Annotated in this window: 23 protein-coding genes; 18 read left to right on the forward strand and 5 right to left on the reverse strand. The window is 58.3% G+C overall.

Features of this window, described 5'->3' with window-relative positions; genetic code table 11:
* Positions 1-385, reverse strand: a 385-nt coding sequence (locus tag AACY18_RS24885; protein ID WP_339466386.1) for an Hcp family type VI secretion system effector, incomplete at its 3' end; no start/stop codon positions are given.
* Between the two features lie 470 nt (positions 386-855).
* Here AACY18_RS24885 and AACY18_RS24890 point away from each other — a divergent pair.
* Positions 856-1,923, forward strand: a complete 1,068-nt coding sequence (locus AACY18_RS24890) for an ArsO family NAD(P)H-dependent flavin-containing monooxygenase (protein ID WP_339466389.1) — start codon at positions 856-858, stop codon at positions 1,921-1,923.
* A gap of 28 nt (positions 1,924-1,951) precedes the next feature.
* On the opposite strand, the gene AACY18_RS24895 is transcribed toward AACY18_RS24890, so the two are convergent.
* The gene (locus tag AACY18_RS24895; RefSeq protein ID WP_339466391.1) at positions 1,952-3,190 is read right to left on the reverse strand and encodes an MgtC/SapB family protein; all 1,239 of its coding nucleotides are present in this window, start codon (positions 3,188-3,190) and stop codon (positions 1,952-1,954) included.
* Between the two features lie 390 nt (positions 3,191-3,580).
* Between AACY18_RS24895 and AACY18_RS24900 the strand changes: the two genes are divergently transcribed.
* The 3 genes from AACY18_RS24900 (at position 3,581) to AACY18_RS24910 (ending at position 5,544) form a co-directional block, all read left to right on the forward strand.
* Entirely contained in the window at positions 3,581-3,790 is a 210-nt protein-coding gene (locus AACY18_RS24900; protein WP_339466394.1) for a tautomerase family protein, read from the forward strand.
* A 22-nt stretch (positions 3,791-3,812) separates the two neighbouring features.
* Complete coding sequence (locus AACY18_RS24905; protein ID WP_339466396.1) at positions 3,813-4,523, forward strand: SDR family NAD(P)-dependent oxidoreductase; 711 nt, start codon at positions 3,813-3,815, stop codon at positions 4,521-4,523.
* A gap of 97 nt (positions 4,524-4,620) precedes the next feature.
* Positions 4,621-5,544 carry a LysR family transcriptional regulator gene (locus AACY18_RS24910; protein WP_339466398.1) on the forward strand — a complete coding sequence of 308 codons (924 nt, stop codon included), beginning with the start codon at positions 4,621-4,623 and terminating at the stop codon, positions 5,542-5,544.
* Positions 5,545-5,576: 32 nt separating this feature from the next.
* Here the strand turns inward: AACY18_RS24910 and AACY18_RS24915 are convergent, their stop codons facing one another.
* Both AACY18_RS24915 and AACY18_RS24920 read right to left on the reverse strand, forming a co-directional pair.
* Positions 5,577-7,703 carry a TonB-dependent siderophore receptor gene (locus AACY18_RS24915; protein WP_339466399.1) on the reverse strand — a complete coding sequence of 709 codons (2,127 nt, stop codon included), beginning with the start codon at positions 7,701-7,703 and terminating at the stop codon, positions 5,577-5,579.
* Between the two features lie 180 nt (positions 7,704-7,883).
* Complete coding sequence (locus tag AACY18_RS24920; protein ID WP_339433763.1) at positions 7,884-8,468, reverse strand: TetR/AcrR family transcriptional regulator; 585 nt, start codon at positions 8,466-8,468, stop codon at positions 7,884-7,886.
* 209 nt (positions 8,469-8,677) lie between these two features.
* On the opposite strand from AACY18_RS24920, the gene AACY18_RS24925 reads away from it, so the two are divergent.
* From AACY18_RS24925 to AACY18_RS24965, 9 genes are all read left to right on the forward strand, one after another.
* A complete protein-coding gene (locus AACY18_RS24925) occupies positions 8,678-9,355 on the forward strand; it encodes a type 1 glutamine amidotransferase domain-containing protein (RefSeq protein WP_339433762.1) in 678 nt (225 codons plus the stop codon).
* Between the two features lie 115 nt (positions 9,356-9,470).
* Positions 9,471-10,595 carry an alkene reductase gene (locus AACY18_RS24930; protein ID WP_339466400.1) on the forward strand — a complete coding sequence of 375 codons (1,125 nt, stop codon included), beginning with the start codon at positions 9,471-9,473 and terminating at the stop codon, positions 10,593-10,595.
* Positions 10,596-10,781: 186 nt separating this feature from the next.
* Positions 10,782-11,231 carry a thiol-disulfide oxidoreductase DCC family protein gene (locus AACY18_RS24935; RefSeq protein ID WP_339466401.1) on the forward strand — a complete coding sequence of 150 codons (450 nt, stop codon included), beginning with the start codon at positions 10,782-10,784 and terminating at the stop codon, positions 11,229-11,231.
* On the forward strand, positions 11,228-11,782 hold the full coding sequence (folE, locus tag AACY18_RS24940) for a GTP cyclohydrolase I FolE (protein ID WP_339466402.1): 555 nt from the start codon (positions 11,228-11,230) through the stop codon (positions 11,780-11,782). Before AACY18_RS24935 ends, folE begins: the two co-directional genes overlap by 4 nt.
* Positions 11,783-11,907: 125 nt before the next feature.
* The gene (locus tag AACY18_RS24945; RefSeq protein WP_339433758.1) at positions 11,908-12,450 is read left to right on the forward strand and encodes a DUF3833 domain-containing protein; all 543 of its coding nucleotides are present in this window, start codon (positions 11,908-11,910) and stop codon (positions 12,448-12,450) included.
* A complete protein-coding gene (locus AACY18_RS24950) occupies positions 12,447-13,157 on the forward strand; it encodes an SDR family NAD(P)-dependent oxidoreductase (protein WP_339466404.1) in 711 nt (236 codons plus the stop codon). The genes AACY18_RS24945 and AACY18_RS24950 overlap by 4 nt, the downstream gene beginning before the upstream one ends.
* Positions 13,158-13,171: 14 nt before the next feature.
* Complete coding sequence (locus AACY18_RS24955; RefSeq protein ID WP_339466406.1) at positions 13,172-13,477, forward strand: DUF6482 family protein; 306 nt, start codon at positions 13,172-13,174, stop codon at positions 13,475-13,477.
* Between the two features lie 25 nt (positions 13,478-13,502).
* On the forward strand, positions 13,503-15,041 hold the full coding sequence (locus AACY18_RS24960) for a cryptochrome/photolyase family protein (protein WP_339466408.1): 1,539 nt from the start codon (positions 13,503-13,505) through the stop codon (positions 15,039-15,041).
* A 124-nt stretch (positions 15,042-15,165) separates the two neighbouring features.
* On the forward strand, positions 15,166-17,337 hold the full coding sequence (locus tag AACY18_RS24965; RefSeq protein ID WP_339466410.1) for an ATP-binding protein: 2,172 nt from the start codon (positions 15,166-15,168) through the stop codon (positions 17,335-17,337).
* Between the two features lie 95 nt (positions 17,338-17,432).
* Here AACY18_RS24965 and ycaC read toward each other — a convergent pair whose 3' ends face one another.
* Complete coding sequence (ycaC, locus tag AACY18_RS24970) at positions 17,433-18,065, reverse strand: isochorismate family cysteine hydrolase YcaC (protein ID WP_339466411.1); 633 nt, start codon at positions 18,063-18,065, stop codon at positions 17,433-17,435.
* 390 nt (positions 18,066-18,455) lie between these two features.
* Here ycaC and AACY18_RS24975 point away from each other — a divergent pair, with 390 nt between their 5' ends.
* The 5 genes from AACY18_RS24975 (at position 18,456) to AACY18_RS24995 (ending at position 22,803) form a co-directional block, all read left to right on the forward strand.
* Positions 18,456-19,061, forward strand: a complete 606-nt coding sequence (locus tag AACY18_RS24975; protein WP_339433753.1) for an SCO family protein — start codon at positions 18,456-18,458, stop codon at positions 19,059-19,061.
* Entirely contained in the window at positions 19,061-19,540 is a 480-nt protein-coding gene (locus AACY18_RS24980) for a copper chaperone PCu(A)C (protein ID WP_339466413.1), read from the forward strand. Before AACY18_RS24975 ends, AACY18_RS24980 begins: the two co-directional genes overlap by 1 nt.
* Before the next feature lie 149 nt (positions 19,541-19,689).
* Positions 19,690-20,064, forward strand: coding sequence for a hypothetical protein (locus tag AACY18_RS24985; RefSeq protein WP_339466415.1), 375 nt, complete (start codon positions 19,690-19,692; stop codon positions 20,062-20,064).
* Positions 20,061-20,255 (forward strand): helix-turn-helix transcriptional regulator, encoded by a 195-nt coding sequence (locus AACY18_RS24990; protein WP_339466416.1) that lies wholly within the window; start codon positions 20,061-20,063, stop codon positions 20,253-20,255. Before AACY18_RS24985 ends, AACY18_RS24990 begins: the two co-directional genes overlap by 4 nt.
* Positions 20,256-20,592: 337 nt before the next feature.
* Positions 20,593-22,803, forward strand: coding sequence for an LTA synthase family protein (locus tag AACY18_RS24995; protein WP_445261967.1), 2,211 nt, complete (start codon positions 20,593-20,595; stop codon positions 22,801-22,803).
* Positions 22,804-22,861: the final 58 nt, after the last annotated feature.

Genomic DNA, 22,861 nt, shown 5'->3' on the forward strand with positions numbered 1-22,861 from the left:
TGTGCATTTTGTTGTTGATGGCGACGATGATCGCGTCTTCCAGTTTGGTGGTGTAGTAGTGCTCTTGAGTACCTTGAGCCGAAGTACGGAACCACTGGATAACGATTTCGCTCATGCGCTCGCCGGACGTCAGAGCGGCTTGCAGCAGAGGCGAAGCCTTGTCGTAGACCTTGGTGATTACAACTGGCTTGTGAACGCGCTGACCGGTTGGCTGACCGGATTGTGGGTCACGCGGGATGATCACGTCGTGGCTGAACGCCTGAACCATGACCTGGTCTTCGTGGCCTTCTTGATAGGTGTTGCCAACGGAGTCGGCAGTGAAGGCGCCGGCAGTGATCAGGCCTTGTTTTTCGCCGGTAACCGACATGTACGCTGGTGTTGCCATGGGATGCTCTCCTTGCGGATAAATTTAAGGTGCCCGGGAGGCGAAATCGCCCGGTGGGTGCCGAAGATATATCAAAGAGCGTGCCAGGTTTTGTTAAGTGCCCGTGAGCCGGGGGTTAAGCTGCACCTGATCGGGTTTTTGACTGTTTTTCGTGCGGATTTGAGGTCTGAAGTGCGCAACTTCTTGCGCAGTACTGCGCAAGAAGTTGCGCACTCGTCTGTACAGAACGGATTACGTGGGCTGTAGGGATGTGTCCACACGGTTATCCACATTTGAGTGCGCAAGAAGTTGCGCACTTCAATCATTCTGGATTTTCCGCTCAGTTGTCTCCCCCGCAGGAGTCACACCTCCTACTTACGACCATCGGCCTCGTTTTTGTCTCCGATGTGCGCATCCCTTGAGAAACGTCAACAACACCGCGATTCGGATGGGTTAACGTAGCCAGACTCTCGCCGACTTGAGGATTGCACATGCTTGCCAACCGCCCTGAAGTGGATGTCGCGATTATCGGCGGAGGCCAGTCCGCACTTGCCGTCGCTTACTTTCTGCGCCGAACCGGACGTTCCTTTGTCATCATCGACGCTGAAGACGCGCCGGGCGGCGCCTGGCGGCATGGCTGGGACTCGTTACGACTGTTTTCACCCTCGACCTGGAGTTCCATCGCTGGCTGGATGATGCCGCCGGTCACGGACGGTTATCCGAGCCGCGACCACGTACTGGATTATCTGCGCCAGTATGAGCAACGCTACCAATTCCCTACCGAACGCCCCTTTTGGGTAAACGCCGTTGAGCGCTGGGCCGATCGCCTCCACGTAAAGGCCCAGGGCCGCAGTTGGCTGGCGCGCGCGGTCGTCAGCGCAACGGGCACCTGGCGTCATCCCTACGTGCCACATTACCCCGGCAGTGAGACCTTTACCGGCCAACAACTGCATTCGGCTCACTACGTTGACGCCAAGCCATTCGCCGGAAAAAAAGTTCTGGTGGTGGGTGGTGGCAACTCCGGCGCACAGATCCTCGCGGAAGTGTCCCTGGTGGCCGACGCCACATGGATCACCCCGCAGCCCCCGCAATTTCTGGCTGATGACGTCGATGGACGGGTGCTGTTCGAGCGCGCCACAGAACGCTGGAAAGCCCAACTCGCGGGCATCGTCGTGGAGCAACCGGTGGGTGGCTTGGGTGACATTGTGATGGTGCCGCCAGTCGTAGAAGCCCGGGAGCGCGGCGTACTGCACGCGGTTCGACCTTTCCTGGGCTTCACCGAAACCGGCGTGACGTGGGCTGATGGCTCGCAAACACCGGTCGATGCGGTGATCTGGTGCACCGGTTTCCGCCCTGCCCTCGGCTATCTGGAGTCACTGGGCGTCTGTACCGCCGACGGGCGTGTGGCCGTCGAAGGCACGCGTTCGATCCAGGAGCCGCGCTTGTGGTTGGTGGGTTACGGAGACTGGACAGGCGCCGCATCCGCGACACTGATCGGTGTCACCCGTACGGCGCGCAGTACCGTTGAGGAGATTGAGGGATTTTTAATGGAGCAGTGAATCGCCCCGCTTACGACGCGAGGCGTTGTCATTGCAGCCAGACACCCGCCCACATCGCCAGCGTCAACCCTGCCTGGCCGGGAATCACATACGCGGCGAACCGTCGGCCGCCACTGACCCACGCCACCACACACTTGCTCACCGAGTTGCTACTGACAGCGATCAGCGCAGGGCCAGCAATGGCCTCAAGCGGCAACTGGCCGGATTCGGCCAACGCGGCGATTGATGCCGTTGAAGCGTGTGCGTCAGCGAAACCGGTAAACGTGGCCGTCAACATCACACCCACCTCACCAAAGAGGTTGAGCATGACCGACGACAACAAGGTGATGCCCGTCAGGGTCAACGTCACGACCAAGGCCAGCTTGAGGTTAAACGCACCTCCAACCTTGATCGGTTGGTTGGCGCGGGCGTCAGGCCTGGGAAACATCAGGCACACGCCGTACAACGCTGTGGCGGCGAAACCGCCTAACAGCGGCGCCCACATGTGACGTAACAGAGCGGTGTCGACCGCCGCCTGGATCAAACCGACCTGAACGACAGTGGCCAGATTGGACAAAATCGCGGCCGCCGCCAGGACTTTGATGTTTTGCAGCTCCTTGGTGACCAGGTGTCCCATGGAGGCGATGGTCACGGTGCTGGAAGCAAATCCGGAGGCGATGGCACTGACCGCGTAGCCGTAATGGGTGCCCAGGTTACGCACGGCTATATGACCCAAGGCCCCGACCGCCATCAGCATCACGGTCAGGGTACAAATGGTGCGCAGATTGATCGCGCCGTAGGGGCCGATGAAACGGTCCGGAGCCAAAGGCAGAACCACCAGTGCGACGACCAAAAGCACCAGACCATCGCGCATTTCTGCTTCGGTCAACTGGCTGTTGGCGAAGTAATGCAATTTCTGGCGGTACGTCAGCAGCCCCGCGATCACCACGCCTATGGCAATGGCCAGTTCCGGCGCGGTGCCACACAAGGCCCCCAATATCAACACCGCGAGCAACGCCACTTCACTGGTCACGCCCGGGTCGTCGCTCAGGCTGCGCCAGTACGCCACGGTGATCAGCAGAGCTAAACAGATCGCCACGATCCCTAGCAGCAGACCACCACCGACCTGCATCGCCACGTACCCCAGCAACGCCGTAATGGCGAACGTGCGCAAGCCGGCGAAGGCTCGGCTGGCCCCTTCGCCCTTGTGCCGTTCGCGCTCCAGACCGACGAGCATGCCGATCCCCAGCGCTGCCGCCGCACCGGTCATGCCAAGGGTTTCATTCATAGCGTCCCCGTCCGAGTGAGTATTGAGCCCTTTCAATCCGGTAGCACACCCCCGCGCGTCGTTTCGTTGCAGGGTGCAGCATTTCGCAGCGAACTATCGAGGGAATATGCCCATGTGCATTCGCCTGAGTTCAGCATGGACCCAAGACTGCGCCAGTGCGAAGGACGAAAGGTTGATGACGGTCAACCGTTGGGAGATGAAAGCGCAGTACCTCTTCGCGCAGCGATGGTACTGCCCGTTATCCACTTGTTTGCACGGATTGTTTCGATTCGATACATGGCATCACAAATAAAGTACCTGAAGTCGTATTTATCAATTTCCGGCAACTTCTTAAAGTCCTCGCCAACAGCAACCCTTCATGCCGAGGGGTCAGCGACGGGAGATAGCCAAATGCCTTTCATCAGCGTGCGCATTACTCGTGACGGCGTCACGAAGGAACAGAAGGCCCAAGTGATCAAGGAAATCACTCAAACGATGGAACGGGTTCTGAACAAGGATCCGAAACTCACGCACATCGTGATCGAGGAAGTTGAAACGGATAATTGGGGTTATGCGGGCATGACGACCACGCAGTACCGCAAACAGTTGTCGAGCAACTAACGTCTATCAATGAGGAATCATCATGACCATGTCCAATAAAGTAGCCGTGATCACTGGCGCATCCCAAGGCATTGGCGCAGGCCTGGTTAAAGCTTTTCGGGATAGCGGGTACCTGGTTGTCGCAACGTCCCGTTCAATCAAACCTTCGGCAGATCCGGATATTCTGACTGTCGCTGGCGATATTGCCGATCCTCACACCGCCGAGCGGGTTATCCACGAAGCCATCGCACGCTTTGGCCGGATCGATACGCTGGTCAACAATGCCGGCATCTTTGTTGCCAAACCGTTTACCGATTACAGCAAAGAAGATTACGCACAGGTCGTGGCCACCAACATGAGCGGCTTCTTTCACATCTCTCAACTGGCCATCGCGCAGATGGAGAAGCACGGCAGCGGACACATCGTCAGCGTCACCACCAGCCTGGTCGACCATGCTATCGACGGTGTACCGTCGGTGCTCGCGTCACTGACCAAGGGCGGCATCAACGCCGCAACCAAGTCGCTGGCCATCGAGTACGCCAAACGCGGCATTCGCGTCAACGCGGTTTCACCCGGCATCATCAAAACGCCCATGCATGGCGTGGAGACTCACGAAGCACTCGGCAAGCTGCATCCCATGGGCCAGATGGGTGAAATCGATGACATCGTTCAAGCGATTCTTTATCTGGACAGCGCGAACTTCGTCACAGGCGAGATCCTGCATGTCGACGGCGGCCAGAGCGCCGGCCATTGATCGATGCCCTGCTTCACCGCCGGTGTGTACCGGCGGTGTCGTTTCATGTGTTAAACATCAGGATGAAAATGTCACTTGATCTTCGGTGCAAGCACTTATGAAGCGACACTTTGATGATTTGCAGTTGGGCAGTATCGAACTGTTTTGCCTCGCCGCCGAGGCAGGCAGTTTCACGGCTGCCGCCCAACTCGCCGGGGTGACACCGGCAGCGGTGAGCCGATCGATTCTTCGTCTGGAGAAAAGACTGGGTTCCCGACTGTTTGCGAGAACGACGCGCAGCATTCGATTGACCGAGGCGGGAACAAAATTCTTCGAACAATGCCGTCAGGCTTTGACCCAACTGGTTGAAGCCCAACAAGAAGTCATGGGCGCGCAGACAACACCTTCAGGGCGTTTGCGCATCAGTCTTCCGACAACTTACGGGCATCACCGCATTCTGCCGCTGCTACCCGAATTTCGAGCGCTCTACCCAGAAGTCACCGTGGATATTCACTTGGGCAACCGCAATATCGACTTCGTCTCGGAAGGCTACGATTTGGCGATTCGAGTGCGGACACAAGCGGACTCGACCCTGGTTGCGCGCCTGCTCGAGGACGCGAAGCTGGTGGTGGTCGCCTCTCCCGGATACCTGCACAAGGCTGGTATACCCCAGACCCTGGCAGATCTGGATCAGCACGAGTGCATCCAGTTCGAACTGCCCAGTAGCGGGCGACGAATTTCCTGGCTGTTCCAGGAAAACGGCAAGGATCGCGAGATTTTCACTGCCGGTGGCTATTGCTGCTCCGACGATGTGCTCGGCGGCGTGACGCTGGCACGGCACGGTGCGGGACTCTTTCAGACCTACGCATTCATCGTCGAACAGCAACTGGCAGACGGCAGTCTCGTCGAGATCCTTCAGTCTTACAGTGGTTGCTCAAGGCCTTACACCTTGCTATACCCGCACGGTCGCCATGTACCGCGGCGCGTGCGGGCTTTCGTCGATTTTCTCCTGCTATATCGAGACAAGTGGGCGGGGCGTTAGAGAGCGGTCCACCGAGTCAGAACGACCACGCGCTACAAGGTATAGGCGATCCCGACTTGCACCGTTCGTGGCGCCCCCGGATAGGCGTAGACGTTGCCGAACGCGCCCTCTTCGTAATCGCGGTCAAACAGGTTCTTCACGTCGAGGTTGAGCCGCACCTTGTCATTGACTTTGTAGTAGCCGAGCAAATCGACAACGGTGTAGCTGTCCATCGAGAAAGCGGTGTTGGCGGTTTGTCCGGCGCGCTCATCGACGTACTTGAGCCCCGTTCCCAGACCCAGCCCTTTGAGGGCACCGTCCTGGAATTCATAAACGTTGAGCAGGCTGAAGCTGTTTTTCGGGATGTTCACCAGTCGTGTACCGGAACGAATCACGTTGTCCTTGGTCACCTCGGCATCAACATAGGCATATCCGCCGATGACACGCCATTCGGGGGTCAGGTTGCCGGCGACGTTCACGTCCAGGCCACGGCTACGCACTTGGCCGGCGGCCACACTGAACGTCGAGTCCACAGGGTCGGTGGTCAACACGTTGCGTTTCTCGATCTGATAGATCGCCGCATCGACGCTCAACTGCTGCTCCAGTGCCTCCCACTTCAACCCGATTTCATAGGACTTGCCTTTCTCCGGCTCAAAGCCACCACCCTGTCGACTGGCGCCGGTGTTGGGTTTGAACGAGCGCGCAGCGTCCGCGTAGACCGCAACGGTGTCGGTCAGGTCGTAGGTCAAACCGATGCGCGGCGTCACCGCGTTTTCACTGGCCTGCCAGCTTTTAGCGCCGGGCACATAGGTTTCGTAGTCGTGTTCGAAACGCTCGAAACGCGCCCCGGCCAGTACCTTGAGTCGTTCGGTCAGTGCCACTTGGTCCTGCACAAACGCGGCGTAGGTCTTGAGGTTTTCTTTGTCGTGGGTCGGGGTTCGGGTCAACGCCGGGCGCGGCTGGCCGTAGTCAGGATTGAAGATGTCGATCGCATAGGCACCCACTGCGCCACTGGAGCGCTGGATGATCGAATTGTAGTCGTAGTCTTCGTATTCGATGCCGGTCAGCAACGTGTGCTGCAAACCACCGGTGGTGAAGTGGCCGGTCAGGTTGAGCTGGGTGTCCTTGTCTGTCCACTCCAGCTTGCGGTAGTTGAAATTGCGCCCCAGGGTTCGACCGTCAGCTGCAATGCCATTGGCCTCGATCGCATTGCCCTGCAACGTACCCTCCAGCCACTGGAAGCCCCCGCCCAACGTCCAGTCGTCGTTGAGAATGTGTTCGAAACGCAGTTGCGCCATGTTGTTATCGTTGTGCAACTTGCCGGCGTCTTTTTCGCCAAAGAACGTGTCGCGCGACGCGGTGCCGATTTGCCTGGCGTAGCGCGTTACGCCACGATCCAGCGGATGATTGTTGCGCATGAAATCGCCTTCGAAAATCACCCGCGTCGCATCGGTCGCCTGCCAGGTGAGAACCGGCGTCACACCATAGCGCTCGGTTTCAACGTGATCACGGAACGTATCGCCACCCTCGCCTACCACATTGAGCCGATAGGCCAGTCGCCCCTCTTCATCCAGCGGACCGGAAGCGTCCAGCGTGCCGCGCTTCATGCCTTGGTCATTCAACTGGCTACCCAATGTGACCGTGGGCTCGGCGAGCGGCTGCTTGGAAACGACATTGAACGTACCGCCAGGATCGCCTCGGCCATACAGCATGGTTGCCGGCCCGCGAAGAACCTCCAGACGCTCGATAATGTTGGCATCCGGCATGTTCGGATAACCGCGATTGATCGGGAAACCATTGCGATAGAACTCACCGGTGGTAAAACCGCGCACCGTAAACGTGGTCAGACCCTGGCCACCAAAATTGTTCGCCCGCCCTACGCCGCCGGCGTAATCCAATGCGTCTTGCAGACGGGTGGCGCCGATGTCTTCAACGGCGTCCTTCGACACCACGCTGATGGATTGCGGTATGTCATGAATCGAGGTGTCGGTACGCGTGGCACTGGCGGAACGCGTTGCGCGATAACCCTGTACCGGGCCGTCTGCCCGCTCGTAATCTGCCGTGCCAACCACGTCGGTTGCCTCCAGCTCAAGCGCTGAAGCGCCGGAATTGGCTTGCTCAGCCCAGGAATAAGGGGACAACGCCTGCAGCACACAGATGGAAAGCAGAGTTCGACGCATGAGGAAAACCTTACGGATAGGCAAAAACGAAGGGCAAAACGGCCAGCAAACCGCGACGCATGGTATACCGGAAATTCTGCAATTGAAACGTATTCCCATTCGCTTATGCGCGTAATTTCACCTCGCCAAAAGCACACAACGTTCTAACGTTCTTCGCCAGCATCCCTCAGGTTGCCGATGTCAACTACCGAGCAACTGCCTGGTGGTCGCCATCGAGGTGTTCAACGATTGCCCCGTCCGTTGCAGTTTGTTCAGCAAACTGGCCCCCAACCACAGTTGATACAGCGTTTCCGCCAACTGACGCGCATCGCCCTCAGGCAGGCTCTGTTCGGCCTGGCCCTGCTCGATGCACAGGGTAATGCGCGCCACCACTTGCTCGGCGCCATCACGCAGCGTCAGGCGCATCGACTCGGACAGATCGGCAACCTCCGCACTGAGTTTTACCACCAGACACTCGTCGCCGTGCCCTTCGAGGGTGCAGCGATTCTGCCAGCCCTGCCAGTAATCCATCAGCCGTTCATAGGCACTCAGGCCCGGCAGTGTCAGGCGCCGCTCCATATCGGCCAGGTAGCCGACAAAGTAGTCCTCAAGCAGCGCCTGGCCGTAGAGTTCCTTGGATTTGAAGTAGTGATAGAACGAGCCCTTGGGCACGCCTGCGGTTTGCAGGATTTCGTTGAGGCCAACGCTGGTGAAGCCCTTCTCGGCCATCATCCGGTGGCCGGTATCGAGCAAATGCTGGCGGGTGTCGTCGTAGGTCGGTTTCATGGGGCGCAAATTACCAAACAATAGACCAGTCGTATATTTCACGGAGGCGAGAGTTTGCCATACCCGAGCGATAAAAACCCATGGTAAAAAAAACACTAGACGACTGGTCTAATTGAAACCTATGCTGTGCCCCGACAAACATCAACGGGTGTCCACAACGTGCGAATCCGTCGCGCTTCGATAACACCTGATCAACGCAAGGGTGCTTTATGAAAATCCTGATGGTTCTGACTTCCCACGATCAACTTGGCACTACTGGTAAGAAGACCGGCTTCTGGCTCGAAGAGTTCGCCGCGCCCTACTACGCCTTCAAAGATGCCGGCGCTCAGATCACCGTGGTTTCACCCGCTGGCGGCCAGCCGCCGCTTGATCCGAAAAGTGATGAGCCTGATGCACAAACGGCTGAAACCGAGCGTTTTCGCAATGACCCGGCCACTCAACAGGTTCTGGCCAACACCGGGCGCCTGGCCGATGTCAGCGCTGATGATTTCGATGCCGTGTTCTACCCAGGTGGCCACGGCCCGCTCTGGGATCTGGCCGAAGACAAACACTCGATCGCGTTGATCGAAGCCTTCGACCGCAGCAACAAACCCCATGGTTTTGTCTGCCACGCACCTGGCGTGCTGCGTCACGTCGTTGCCGCGGATGGCAAACCGCTGATCCAGAATCGCGAAGTGACCGGTTTCACCAATTCCGAAGAAGCCGCGGTCGGCCTGACGGATGTGGTGCCGTTCTTGATCGAAGACGAGTTTCAGCGTCTGGGCGGGCGCTACACCAAAGCCGCCGACTGGCAGGTGTATGTGGTGGCTGATGGGCAACTGGTCACCGGGCAGAATCCGGCCAGCTCCGCTGCTGTGGCCGAGAAACTGCTGAAAATGCTCGGCTGATTCTTTTACAGATCCGAACACCGTGTGCGTGATGCACGGTGTTTTTTTTCATTCACCCAATAGTCGACTGGTCTAATAAGCGATCGGATCGCACTCATTTATCAAGGTCACCTCCATGCACCACAGCAGTTTCTTCACGCCCGCCACACTGGGCCTTCACACCCTGAAAAACCGCATCGTCCTGCCACCGCTCACCCGCCAGCGCAGTACCCAACCGGGCAACGTAGCCAATGAATTGATGGCCGAGTATTACCAACAGCGTGCCGGGGCTGGTTTGCTCGTCACCGAAGGCACCCAGATCGAACCCCGTGGTCAGGGTTATGCCTGGACACCGGGTATCCATACCGCCGAGCAAATCGCCGGGTGGCGCAAAGTCACCGAAGCCGTGCATGCCCGTGACGGCGTGATTTTCGCCCAACTCTGGCACGTCGGTCGCGTTTCCCACATCGCGTTGCAGCCCAACGGTGATGCGCCGGTATCAGCCTCCGCCGTGGCCACTGACCGGGTCAGTGTGTTCATCGAAACCACGCCTGGCGCCGGCGAACTGGTGGCGCCGTCTACCCCGCGCGCCCTGACCACCGACGAAGTCCAGGAGCTCGTGCAGCTCTACATCCAGGCGGCGCGTAATGCGATGCAAGCCGGATTCGACGGTATCGAACTGCACTGCGCCAATGGTTATCTGGTCAACCAGTTCATCTCCGCCCATAGCAACCTGCGCACCGATCAGTACGGTGGTTCGCTGCACAACCGCCTGCGTTTTCTGCGTGAAGTGGTGTCCGGCGTCGCCGAGTGCATCGGCAAGGAAAAGGTTGGCGTGCGTTTCGCGCCATTGTTCACCACCACCGATGAAGCGCGGACTTACCTGGGCATGGTCGAGGAAGATCCACACACGACTTACATTGAGGCCATCAAGGTGCTGCAAGACGTGGGCATCGCTTATCTGTCCATCGCCGAAGCGGATTGGGACAATGCGCCAGCCATGCCAGAGACCTTTCGCCAGGCGGTGCGCGATACCTTCAGCGGCGCAATCATTTATGCCGGGCGTTACAACCCTGAGTCGGGTGCGAAATTGCTCGATTGCGGCCTGGCGGATTTTGTCGCCTTCGGCCGACCGTTCATGGCCAACCCGGACCTGCCTGCGCGAATCGCCAACGACTGGCCGTTGAATGCGTTGAACCCGGCCACGGTGTATGGCGGCAATGCCGAAGGGTATGTGGATTACCCGGCATACGTCGCCTGACGCAAGGATCTCGACAAAGTGCTCCCGCTCCTGCGGGAGTGCTGCGTTACGCCACCCAATCCGTCTCCCCCCCTCAGAGGCGACTGGATGTAACGTCTTCCCATCTTCACAAAAAGAACGACGCTCCATTGTCAGCTCGATTTTTTCGGCCTATCTTTGTAAAAAACCTATACAAGGCACGCCACAATGTACAACTCAGAGCCGTGGCCATTAACGCTTTACTTTGACGGTGAATGCCCACTCTGTGCGCGAGAAATCAAGCTGTTGCGCCAACATGCGGTCGAAACACGACTGCGCTTGGTTGACCTTAGTCATGAGGGCTTCGATCCGGGCGTTCTGGGTTTCACGCTTACGCAAATGCAATCCTCACTGCATGCAAGATTCGACGATGGATGCTGGGTAAAAGGCCTCGACGCCACGCTATGGAGCTGGCGAGCCGCAGGGCTTGGGATCTGGGTTGCACCCCTGAGCTGGCGTTTGACCCGTCCTTTGTTTGCCATTGCATATCGCCTGTTCTGCCACTTGCGCCCTCACTTGGCGTGGCTGCCTCACCCTGACGGCAGCCGGCGTTGTCACGACGGCCACAGCAGTTGTCGCACTCTTATCCAGCCGCAACGCCGCGAGAAATCCGAATGACTCAATCATTAGCCAGTCACTACCGTGAAATTCTTCTCGGCGTCGGTGAAAACCCCGACCGCGAAGGACTTCGAGACACGCCCAAGCGCGCAGCCAAAGCCATGCAGTTCCTGTGCGACGGCTACACGATGAATCTCGAAGAAATCATCAATGGCGCGTTGTTCGAGTCACAGAACGATGAAATGATCATCGTTCGCGACATTGAGCTCTACTCGTTGTGCGAACACCACATGCTGCCCTTCATCGGCAAGGCCCATGTGGCCTACATACCGACTGGCCGGGTCTTGGGGCTGTCGAAAGTGGCCCGAGTGGTCGACATGTTCGCGCGCCGCTTGCAGATCCAGGAAAACCTGACACGACAGATCGCCGACGCGATCCAGCAAATTACCGACGCGGCTGGTGTGGCCGTGGTCATTGAAGCCAGGCACATGTGCATGATGATGCGCGGTGTGGAAAAGCAGAATTCGGCCATGACGTCATCGGTCATGCTCGGTGCCTTTCGAAATTCCTCCAGTACACGCCAGGAGTTCCTTCAACTGATCAGCCGATGACAGTGACTTTGTTGTCGGTTTGTCGAATCAAATGCGCCGACAAACCTGTACACGCATAGGTATCTGTACAAGCCTTTTCAAAGGGGTGTTCTCCACCTTCACCCGTGTCTTCAGGGAGTAAAGCAATGGCCCGTTTTTTGGTTGTACTGGCATTGGTGTTAAGCGTCACGAGCTGCGGCAGCGTCGATGTCGGTCGCTATGCCGACCAGCAACCGGCCCTGAACCTGGAGCATTTCTTCAGCAAACCTGTCAAAGCCTGGGGCATGTTTCAAAAGCGCTCAGGCGAGGTTGTCAAACGCTTTGAGGTCAATATCCAGAGTCATCGCCAGGGTCATGACCTGATTCTCGACGAGCGTTTCGTCTACAGCGATGGCACTCGCGAGCGGCGCGTCTGGACCCTGACGCCAGAAGGTGCAGGCCATTGGCGCGGTCGCGCTGGCGATGTCGTGGGCGAGGCCAAAGGTGAAGTGGCCGGCAACGCATTACGTTGGCGCTATGTCCTGAGCCTCCCGGTCGATGGCTCCGTTCATGAAGTGAACATGGACGACTGGATGTACCAGATGGACGAGGACACGCTGATCAATCGCACCCGCATGTCCAAGTTCGGTGTCGAGATCGGCCAGGTGACATTGTTCTTCCGCCGCCAGTCCGGGGGAGAAAACCAATGAGTGATTCGCTCACCATGACCTCCCTGGGCGACGGCTACCGCGCCCTGGTGATCGGCGCCAGCGGCGCACTCGGCACAGCCTTCTGTGAGTGGCTCAAACACGACCCACGGTGTGCAAGTGTGCGGGAACTGGGGCGCAAGACCGATCCCGCACTTGACCTGGAACAGCCGCAGACAATCGCCAGCGCCGCCGCCGAACTGGCCAAAGAAGCGCCGTACCAGTTGATCGTGCATGCTGCGGGCCTGCTGCATCGCGACACCCTCAAACCGGAAAAAAGTTACAGCGCCATGGAAGACGCCGCGCTGCAGGCCGTGTTTCAAGTGAACACGCTGGGACCGGCGATGGTCTTGCGCCACTTTCTGCCACTGCTCGATTCCCAAGGGGCGATGGCAATGCTCTCGGCCAAGGTCGGCAGCATCGGCGATAACCGTTTGGGTGGCTGGTACGCCTACCGCGCCTCCAAGGCTGCGCTGAACATGCTGATCAAAACCGCTGCCATCGAACTGGCCCGCACCCACCCGCACAGCCGCTTGCTGAGTCTGCACCCAGGCACGGTGGTTTCGGCGTTGTCGCAACCTTTTCGCGGTGCATCGGCGGCCCGACCGGCCAGCGTCGCAACCCATGAACTATTGACCCTGATCGACCGCCTGACGCCGGCTGACAGCGGCCATTTCTTTGCCTACGACGGAGAACGCCTACCTTGGTAGGCAAGGAGTGATTCATGAATCTGCAAACCCTCACCGAGCACGCCGCCAACAGCGAAGTACGGGAACTGGAACTGCTGTCGCTCGAAGGTGGTTTCTATCTGGCACGCATCCGCATGGATCAAGGCCAATTCACCTTGCTGGACGATACCGCCAAACCCATGCGTCTACGTTCAATCACTCATCTGCGTGACTTGTTGCAAACCGTTCCGGCCTTTCCCTGCGTGTTGGTGCAGCAATGCGTGCACGACGAAATGTGCGGCCGGGACACAGGCCCTGTCGAGGAACTGCGCCTGCCTTTTTCGCTGACACCTCCTTTATGAACCGAACGCTGGTGGGCTGCCCCGAATGAACAAGGTCAATCGCCTGTGCCTGATCCTCGGCGATCAACTGTCGTTTGACCTGGCCTCATTGCAAGGGCTCGATCCCGAACGGGATGCGGTACTGATGGTCGAGGTGATGGAAGAAGCCAGCCATGTGCCTCATCATCCGCAGAAGATCGCGCTGATCTTCAGCGCCATGCGTCATTTCGCCCAGGCGCTGCAGGCCAGAGGCGTGCGTGTCGAGTACGTCACCCTTGATGCCCCGCACAACAGCGGATCGGTACCGGGGGAATTACGCCGCTGGCAGGACCTGCTACAAGCGGACGAACTGCACGTCACCGAATGCGGCGACTGGCGCCTCGAACAGTCTCTCAAGGAATGCGGCTCAGCCATTGACTGGCATGCCGACACGCGTTTTCTGTGCAGTCGCGCTGAGTTCAGCGCGTGGGCGGCCGGCAAAAAAAAGCTGCGCATGGAGTTTTTCTACCGCGAGATGCGCCGCAAGAGCGGTTTATTGATCAATGGCGACGGTACGCCGGTCGGTGGCGCGTGGAACTTTGACGCTGAAAACCGCAAAGCCTTGCCCAAAGGAGTGAAAGCGCCCTACCCGGCGCGGTTTTCCGGCGACGCCATCACTCGCGACGTGCTTGCACTGGTCAAAGAGCGCTTCAGCAGCCACTACGGCTCTCTGGACAATTTCAACTATCCGGTCACACATGCCGACGCCCAAGCCTTATGGGATTACTTTCTGGACTATGGTCTGGCCGGGTTCGGCGATTACCAGGATGCCATGGCCAGCGACGAACCCTTTGTGTTCCATGCGCGGATCAGCGCAGCGCTCAATATCGGTCTGTTGGATTTACGTCAACTGTGCAGCGACGTTGAGTCGGCTTACAGGTCTGGCCGCATCCCATTGAATGCAGCCGAGGGGTTCATTCGGCAATTGATCGGCTGGCGGGAATATGTGCGAGGGGTTTACTGGCTGAAGATGCCTGACTATGCCCAAGGTAATTCATTTGGTAACCACCGGGCCTTGCCGGCGTTCTACTGGACGGGCGAAACGCAGATGAACTGCGTGCGCCAGGCAATCGGTCAAAGCCTCGAACATGCCTATGCCCACCACATCCAGAGGCTCATGGTCACGGGCAATTTTGCCTTGCTCACTGGCATCGCGCCGAGCCAGATCTGCGAGTGGTACCTGGCGATCTACATGGACGCGTTCGACTGGGTGGAACTGCCCAATACCCTGGGCATGGTCATGCACGCTGACGGTGGATATCTCGGCTCCAAGCCTTACTGCGCGAGTGGCCAGTACATCAATCGAATGTCTGACTACTGTCGCGGTTGTGCCTACAAAGTCAGCGAAAGCACGGCTGACAACGCCTGCCCTTTCAATGCGCTGTACTGGCATTTCCTGATGCGCCACGGCGATCTTCTACGCGGTAATCAGCGCATGAGCATGATGTACAGAAACCTCGACCGCATGCCGCAAGACAAGCAACAAGCGCTTTGGCAGCGGGGGCAGAAACTGCTCGACACACTGGATCGTGGCGAGCCGCTATAAAACCCGGCGTCCTTCCCCGTGCGGGTGCAACTTAAACACCCGGTGACAGGTCAATGTGAGGATTCCCGGTGTACGTTTGAGCCGCGTTGAATGAACTCACACAAAAATCAAGAAGGCCCCCTTGGTGGAAACTCTGAAGCAACTTACTCGCGAGGCGCTTGAGACAGAGGTCATGCGTCTGCGCCTGCTTCTGGAGAGCAGCGCAGCAGCATCACCGGATATGGCCGCCCAGCTTGCCGCCAGCCGAGCGGCGCTTGCCAGTAGCGAGGCGCGTTTCAGCACCATCCTGGAAACCATCGAGGCCGCGTTCGCGATCGTCAAAGTCAAATTCGACGCTGACGATCGCCCCGTCGATTACTACTTCGTCGAGGCCAACCCTGCGTTCGAACGTCAATGCGGCGTCAACCTGCGGGGTAAATGGGTGACCGAGTTCGCCCCCAACCTGGAGAGTTTCTGGTTCGAGACTTACGGGCACGTGGCCAAGACCGGCGAGCCGGCCAACTTCGAAAACTACGCCAATACTTTTGAACGCTGGTTCGATGTTCGCGCCGTGCGTGTCGGCGATCCTGCCGATCGACAAATCGCGATTTTCTTCAGCGACGTCACCCAACGCCGAGACGCCGAAGAGCGCCTGCGGATCAGCGAGGCGGTCGCGCGTGAAAACGTCGAGCGCGTGCAACTGGCCCTCGCCGCCGGGGCCATTATTGGCACCTGGCATTGGGACTTGCCGACAGATTGCTTCACCATGGATGAGTCCTTTGCCAGGATTTTTGACCTTGATCCCGCGTTGGGCCGCACCGGTCTGAGCCTGGAGCAAGTCGTGATGACCGTACACCCCGATGACCGGGACGGGCTTACGGCCGCGATCAACGAAGCAATTGCCCGCGGCGGCGCCTACTCCCATCAGTATCGTGTGCGCCGCGCAGACGGAACATACAACTGGATCGAGGCCAACGGACGCGTCGAGTGCGCCGATGACGGCACCCCGCTGCGATTTCCCGGCGTACTCATCGATGTTGAGGAACGACGCAACGTCGAGGCCGAACGCGACCGGGCCAACGCCGCGTTGCGCGCGCTCAACGACACACTGGAACAACGCGTATCGACGCGCACAGCCGAACTCATGCAAACCGAGGAAAAACTGCGCCAGTCGCAGAAGATGGAAGCGGTCGGACAACTGACCGGGGGCTTGGCCCATGATTTCAACAACCTGCTGGCCGGCATCTCGGCGGCGTTGGAATTAATGGGAAAGCGCATCGCCCAAGGCCGTCTGAAAGACGTCGATAAGTACATGGTCACCGCCCAAGGCGCCACCAAACGTGCGGCGGCCCTGACCCATCGATTGCTGGCCTTCTCGCGACGCCAGACGCTTGATCCACGGCCGACGGATGTCAATTCCCTGATCCTCGGCATGACCGAGTTGATCCAGCGCACCGTCGGCCCCGCCATCCGCTTGAAGACTGTCGCGGCGCCCGAACTCTGGCCGACCCTGGTCGATGCCAGTCAACTGGAAAACGCACTGCTGAATCTGTGCATCAACGCCCGCGATGCGATGCCTGATGGCGGGCGTATCACGGTCGAGACGGCCAATCGCACAATGGACTCGGCGTCGGCCCGCGCGCAGGACATGCCCGAAGGCGAGTACTTGTCCCTGTGTGTCACTGATACCGGCACAGGCATGACGCCCGAGGTCATCGCCAAAGCCTTCGACCCGTTTTTTACCACCAAGCCTTTGGGCCAGGGCACCGGCCTGGGGCTGTCGATGATCTACGGATTCACCAAGCAATCCGGCGGTCAGGTGCGCGTACATTCACAAGAGGGCCAAGGCACCACGATGAGTCTCTACCTGCCAAGGTACTGTGGCGAAACGCGGGCAAATCAGGATGCCACGCGCAACGCGACAACGCCTCTTGCCAAGTCAGGCGGGACAATTCTGATTGTCGACGACGAACCCTCCGTGCGCATGTTGCTTTGCGACGTGCTGGGCGAACTCGGTTATAACCTGCTGGAAGCCGCCGACAGCGTCGAAGGACTCGAAGCATTACGCTCCACTGCGAAAATCGACTTGCTCATCACCGATGTCGGATTACCGGGTGGCATGAACGGACGACAGGTGGCCGATGCGGGCCGGGCAATGAGGCCTGAACTGAAAACCTTGTTCATCACCGGCTATGCCGAAAATGCCGTCATTGGCAACACTCAACTCGGGCCGGGAATGCAGGTGTTGACCAAGCCGTTTGCGATCGACACCCTCGTTTCGCGCGTCGTTAGCCTGATGTCGGCTAACGTTGAATGAAGCTGTCGCGAACATTCTTCTGAAGTGCCGCAATAATTTGTTGCGACGTAAAAAGCCTGCTTTTCAGGGCAGGCTTTTCGTGTGACGCGGCTCGCTTACTTCTGTTGAGCCGCCAGCGCCGCATAGCCATTCATCAAATTGCGGTAGTTCGGAATCCGCTGCGACAGCAAATGACCCAGGCCTTCAATGTCGTTGCGCCAGTCGCGGTGAAGCTCACAGGCCACCGAGAACCAGTTCATCATCTGCGCACCGGCCTGGGTCATGCGACTCCACGCGGCTTGTTGCACGGTGGTGTTGAACGTGCCGGACGCATCAGTCACCACGAACACATCAAACCCCTCCGCCAGCGCCGACAGGGTCGGAAACGCTACGCACACATCCGTCACGACACCGGCGATGATGATCTGTTTGCGACCGGTAGCTTTGATTGCTTTGACGAAGTCTTCGTTGTCCCAGGCGTTGATCTGCCCTGGACGAGCGATGTAAGGCGCATCAGGGAACATCTCTTTCAACTCCGGTACCAGCGGACCGTTCGGGCCTTGCTCGAAACTGGTGGTGAGGATGGTCGGCAACTGGAAGAACTTCGCCAGATCGGCCAGCGCCAGCACGTTGTTCTTGAACTCGTTCGGCGAGAAGTCCTGCACCAGAGAAATCAAACCGGTCTGGTGATCAACCAGTAGCACTACGGCGTCGTCTTTGTTGAGGCGGTTGTAGGTTGGAGTGTTCATCTGTGCATTCCTTTTTAGTTGTGGGGGTTCTTGTTGCGTTCAAGATGGGCACAGATTACTGACGCATCGTAGCGAGATAAATCGCCTGAAAAGCGTTTAACTGTCAACTCAGAAAGGACAATTGGCATTGGATAAAGGGCGGTGACTACAGAGCCAATCTATTCGAACTCCTGTCACGGACCCGTCCTCAGCGACGACCTCGCAACGTCAAATCTGCAGGAGGCTATCGCGCTATCTCTCGTCACTTTTTCTTACACCTTTTGTCACCCTGCGACACCCTGTCCGCCGATCCGCAGCCGGCGTCTGCCTTCAGTTTGGTATGATGCGCCGCTTTTACGGTTAACCCCCCGCCAGTCCTGCCGACTGACGGGCTGCAAAAGGCGGTATTAGATGACGGCTTTGTTGACTCGCCGCAAGGTGCTTGCGGGAATGGGCGTGCTCGGGCTTGGCCTGCTCGCCGGCTGCGACACCCGCGGCCAATTGTCGTACAAGTACGGCAAGGATCTGAGTAACAAGATCATGGGACGCACCTTCAAACTGAAGAACACCGACGGCGAAACCATGACCCTGTCGAGCTTTCGCGGCCTGATGCCAATGGTGTTCTTCGGTTTCACCCAATGCCCGGCAGTCTGCCCGACGACCTTGGCCCGTGCGGCAAAAATCAAAAAACTCATGGGCCGGGACGGCGATCGCTTGCAGGTGATCTTCATCAGCCTCGACCCCGAGCGCGACACGCCAGAGATTCTCGATGCCTACATGAAGGCCTTCGACCCGACCTTCGTCGCGCTGTACGGCACGCTTGAAGAAACCAAGGCCACGGCCAAGGAATTCGACGTGTTCTTCGAGAAGGTGCCGGCCGGCGACACCTACACCATCTCGCACACCGCCACCAGTTATGTCTACGACTCGCGCGGCGAACTGCGCCTGGGACTGTCCACCTCACTTTCGGCAGAAGAATGCACGGAAGATTTGCTAACTGTTATGGAGGTTTGCTGATGCACCCCGTTCTGAACAACATCAAACGCACCGTTTTCGCCCTTTCGTTGATGGGTCTGGCGTTTCAGGTCTCGGCGCAGACCAAGGTCGACGACGCCTGGGTACGTGCGACCGTGCCAACCCAGACCGCCAGTGGCGCGTTCATGACCCTCACCGCCGACAGCGACAGCAAGCTGCTCAGCGTCGCAACGCCCGTGGCCAACGACGTGCAGATCCACGAAATGACCATGAAGAACGACGTCATGAGCATGGGCCCGGTGAAGTTCGTCGAGCTGCCGGCCGGCAAAGCCGTCAAGCTTGATCCGAACGGCTACCACGTAATGCTGATGGGCCTGAACGGCCAGCTCAAAGAAGGCGAAAGCGTGCCGCTGACCCTGACCGTTGAGAACGCCAAGGGCGAGAAAGAAACCATCGAGGTTAAAGCGCCGGTACGCGCGCTGACCAACATGGAAGGTCACGATCACAGCAAGATGCATTGATCTGACTTTACGGCAATAAAAAACGGGGCGGCATGATAGACGATCATGCCGCCCATTTTTTTGCGGATGTAAAGTTTATGGAAAGCGTGCTTTACACCAAAGAATTCATCAGAGAGGATGTAAAGGGTCTTTTACACAGGAAGTGAAGCATGAAGAGTTTTAATCGCGAAATGGCCGCTGCGATGGCGCTGTACATATTGGTATTGCTGACATCGCAATTTGCCTTGCTGTATTTCGCCGACGCCAGCTTTTGGCTGCGTACCGTCATCACCCTGTTGCCCATTATTCCGGTCGGTCTGTTCTGCTGGACTATCGTGCGTGACATGCGCCGTCTCGACGAAATGTACCTGCGCATCCAGTTCGAAGCCCTGGGCTTTTCTTTCGCCGCCTCAGCCCTGCTGACCTTTACCTACGGCTTTCTGGAGACCGTCGGTGCACCGCACATCCCTTGGTTGTGGGTCTGGCCGGTGATGGGCCTGATGTGGATGATCGGTTTGCGCTTCGCCAAGCGTCGCTACCAATGAAAAACCGCCTCAAGCAATTACGCGCCCAGCGCAAATGGTCCCAAGTCGATCTGGCGGAGCGCCTGAACGTGTCGCGTCAGACGATCAACGCCATCGAGAATGAACGCTACGACCCGAGCCTGCCGCTGGCGTTTCAGATTGCCCGGGCGTTCGAGATGACGATTGAAAGCATCTTTGATGATGAAGCTTGAGCCGATAACTCGCACAGAAGACAGGCACTCTGCAGGACGGCGTGGCAACCACCACGCCGAAGTGGTCGTGTGAATCGCAGCGTTTAACACATGCTGTCATGCCGGTTCTAAGGCGCACTAAATAAGATGAAACAATAAATCTGCTGCCGAGATACTGCATCAACATCGCCGATTGCCAGCCAACACCAACGTCAGCTAGAGCTTATGGCGTTTCGCGTAACCCCAAACGGCTCCGAAAACCAATCAACTGCACGTTTAAAACAACGATCAGACCGCCCACCCTTGCTATCATCACCCACACTTTTTTTACGATTTGATGACTGGAAGGTCTTTTTTTGTGAGCGCTCTTTTGAACGGGTTTCGACACCCACACGCCCGCCTCTTTTCCCTGATCGTTCTGGTGCTGATCGTGCCAGTGTGCCTGCGCGCGGCACTCGGCTGGTCGACTCCGCTGGGTTATTTGTCGGATCTGGCGATCGGCAGTTCGTTGGTGATTTTGTTGCATCGTCGCGCGTGGTGGCTGGCATTGCCGCTGCTGCTGTTCTGGGGCTTGCTCGCGGTGGCGACCGCCGAACTGGTCAGTGCCGTCGGTCGCCTGCCCAATCCTTCCGATCTGCATTACCTGTTCGATCCGCAGTTTGTCGAGAACTCCAGTGGCGCAGGACTGGCGCATCCGGCGGTGGGCATTTCGTTGCTGCTGGCACTGTTGCTTTGGCTGCTGGCGCAGTTTGCCGCACGCGGCATTGTCCGTCCTGCCCTGCCCCGTGCGTTCTGGAGTGTGCCGCTGGTGCTGTTCGCTGTGCACTGGGGCGCACAGAACCTGTGGCCGAGCGAGGCCGATCCTTGGCGTTTGTACAGCCTTTCGCACCATTTGCTAGCCACTGAGGTCGCCGATGTGCAGATCCGGGCCGAGCAATGGCTGGACGGCGATGTTGTGGAAACCACACCGGTCATGACCGGACTCACCGACGTCGACCTCAACGGGCAGAAACTGCTGAATGCACCGGGTCGGGCACGCAACGTGCTGATCATCACCCTGGAAGGCATTCCCGGCGCTTACATCCGCGCCAACCGCGAGGCCATTGGCAGCCATTATCAGGAAGACCTGATGCCCAATCTCAGTCGCTGGGCCGAGCGCGGCATGAACACACCTGACTACGTTGTGCACACACACCAGACCATTCGCGGTCTGTACGCCATGCTCTGCGGCGATTACGACAAGCTCAACAACGGCACGCCCAAAGGCGTGGAAATGCTCACCCTGAACGAGCGCAATCAGGCTTGTCTGCCGGCGCAACTGCGCGCGCACGGTTTCAGCACCCACTATCTGCAAGGCGCCGGCCTGCGTTTCATGGCCAAAGACAAGATCATGCCGCACATCGGTTTCGATGCGACCCATGGCCTGGAGTGGTTCACCAACGCCAACTATGTGGAATTTCCGTGGGGCAAGGATGACAAGGCATTCTTCGAGGGCGCGCTGAGTTATGTCGGCCAACTGGAAAAGCAAAAAAAGCCGTGGATGCTGACATTGCTGACCGTAGGCACGCACCAGCCCTACTCCGCACCGGAAGAATATCGGGAGCGCTACGAAACGCCGAAGCAGGCGGCGGTCGGTTATCTCGACGATGCACTGGAGCAGTTCCTCAGTGGCCTCGAACGCCAGGGCGTGTTGAAAGACACGCTGGTGGTGATCACCTCCGATGAGTCCCACGGCATTGATGGCGTGCGCCTGGCTTCGTCATGGGGTTTCAATCTGACGTTGGCACCCGAGCAGGAGCAACTCCCGCGCCTCAAGGCCGGGGTGTATGGCCATGTTGATTTGAGCACCTCGATCCTCGACTACTTCGCCCTGCCAGTACCTCACTCATTGAGCGGCCGTTCGCTGTTTCGCGATTACGATTCCGGTCGTGAAATGATGTCGTTCACCAACGGCAAGCTGCGCTATCACGATGGCCACGGTATGTTCTCCGAATGTGACATGCCGCGCCGCTGCCGCTATTACGAAAGCGCCGGTTTCATAGCCGACAGTGCCACGTTCAAGGGCACCTACAGTGGCCATCGCGCCCGACAGATCGCGGCGCGCGCCGATGCGCTGGACCTGTCCCTGCTGCGCACGCCGCTCAATCACCGCTATCAGTTCGGCAGCACCAACGTCATCGCGCTGCAGGCACAGATCAATAATGACTGGGCCGACAATCTGATCGGCGCGCAATACCTGGAAATGCCCAAGGGCTCGTACACCCGCGTACGCATGACTGTGCGTTCGCTTGATCCGCACCAGGTCGCGTACATTCAGCTCAAAGCCAAGGAATTCGAAAAAGAGGTGCAGATCGGGTTGCCGCCAGAAATGGTCGCCACGGCGGATCAGCCGCTGGAGATGGATTTCAGCTTCGATAATCCGCAAGACCGCAAGGCTTTCTCCTTCCATTTGCTGGGTTATGGATCGGGCGCTGTTGAAGTCACGGATTTCAGTGTGATCACCGAGCTGCCAGGGCAAGAGGATCTGCTGGATGAAGTGCCGGAGGATGAGGCCGCACAGTCGAGTTGACACCGCGTTAAGAGGTTCTGCCTATCAGCGTCCAATAGTCGGGCTATTAGCCGACTCG

The organism is Pseudomonas sp. EA_65y_Pfl2_P74, from assembly GCF_963970575.1.
Taxonomy (GTDB): Bacteria; Pseudomonadota; Gammaproteobacteria; order Pseudomonadales; family Pseudomonadaceae; genus Aquipseudomonas; species Aquipseudomonas baetica_A.

Coding starts and splice junctions, on each gene's coding strand:
- ycaC (WP_339466411.1), bottom strand. CDS start 18,065: ATGAACACTCCAACCTACAACCGCCTCAACAAAGACGACGCCGTAGTG.
- AACY18_RS24945 (WP_339433758.1), top strand. CDS start 11,908: ATGGCCCGTTTTTTGGTTGTACTGGCATTGGTGTTAAGCGTCACGAGC.
- AACY18_RS24900 (WP_339466394.1), top strand. CDS start 3,581: ATGCCTTTCATCAGCGTGCGCATTACTCGTGACGGCGTCACGAAGGAA.
- AACY18_RS24955 (WP_339466406.1), top strand. CDS start 13,172: ATGAATCTGCAAACCCTCACCGAGCACGCCGCCAACAGCGAAGTACGG.
- AACY18_RS24925 (WP_339433762.1), top strand. CDS start 8,678: ATGAAAATCCTGATGGTTCTGACTTCCCACGATCAACTTGGCACTACT.
- AACY18_RS24985 (WP_339466415.1), top strand. CDS start 19,690: ATGAAGAGTTTTAATCGCGAAATGGCCGCTGCGATGGCGCTGTACATA.
- folE (WP_339466402.1), top strand. CDS start 11,228: ATGACTCAATCATTAGCCAGTCACTACCGTGAAATTCTTCTCGGCGTC.
- AACY18_RS24895 (WP_339466391.1), bottom strand. CDS start 3,190: ATGAATGAAACCCTTGGCATGACCGGTGCGGCGGCAGCGCTGGGGATC.
- AACY18_RS24910 (WP_339466398.1), top strand. CDS start 4,621: ATGAAGCGACACTTTGATGATTTGCAGTTGGGCAGTATCGAACTGTTT.
- AACY18_RS24950 (WP_339466404.1), top strand. CDS start 12,447: ATGAGTGATTCGCTCACCATGACCTCCCTGGGCGACGGCTACCGCGCC.
- AACY18_RS24935 (WP_339466401.1), top strand. CDS start 10,782: ATGTACAACTCAGAGCCGTGGCCATTAACGCTTTACTTTGACGGTGAA.
- AACY18_RS24980 (WP_339466413.1), top strand. CDS start 19,061: ATGCACCCCGTTCTGAACAACATCAAACGCACCGTTTTCGCCCTTTCG.
- AACY18_RS24975 (WP_339433753.1), top strand. CDS start 18,456: ATGACGGCTTTGTTGACTCGCCGCAAGGTGCTTGCGGGAATGGGCGTG.
- AACY18_RS24930 (WP_339466400.1), top strand. CDS start 9,471: ATGCACCACAGCAGTTTCTTCACGCCCGCCACACTGGGCCTTCACACC.
- AACY18_RS24915 (WP_339466399.1), bottom strand. CDS start 7,703: ATGCGTCGAACTCTGCTTTCCATCTGTGTGCTGCAGGCGTTGTCCCCT.
- AACY18_RS24920 (WP_339433763.1), bottom strand. CDS start 8,468: ATGAAACCGACCTACGACGACACCCGCCAGCATTTGCTCGATACCGGC.
- AACY18_RS24905 (WP_339466396.1), top strand. CDS start 3,813: ATGACCATGTCCAATAAAGTAGCCGTGATCACTGGCGCATCCCAAGGC.
- AACY18_RS24890 (WP_339466389.1), top strand. CDS start 856: ATGCTTGCCAACCGCCCTGAAGTGGATGTCGCGATTATCGGCGGAGGC.
- AACY18_RS24990 (WP_339466416.1), top strand. CDS start 20,061: ATGAAAAACCGCCTCAAGCAATTACGCGCCCAGCGCAAATGGTCCCAA.
- AACY18_RS24960 (WP_339466408.1), top strand. CDS start 13,503: ATGAACAAGGTCAATCGCCTGTGCCTGATCCTCGGCGATCAACTGTCG.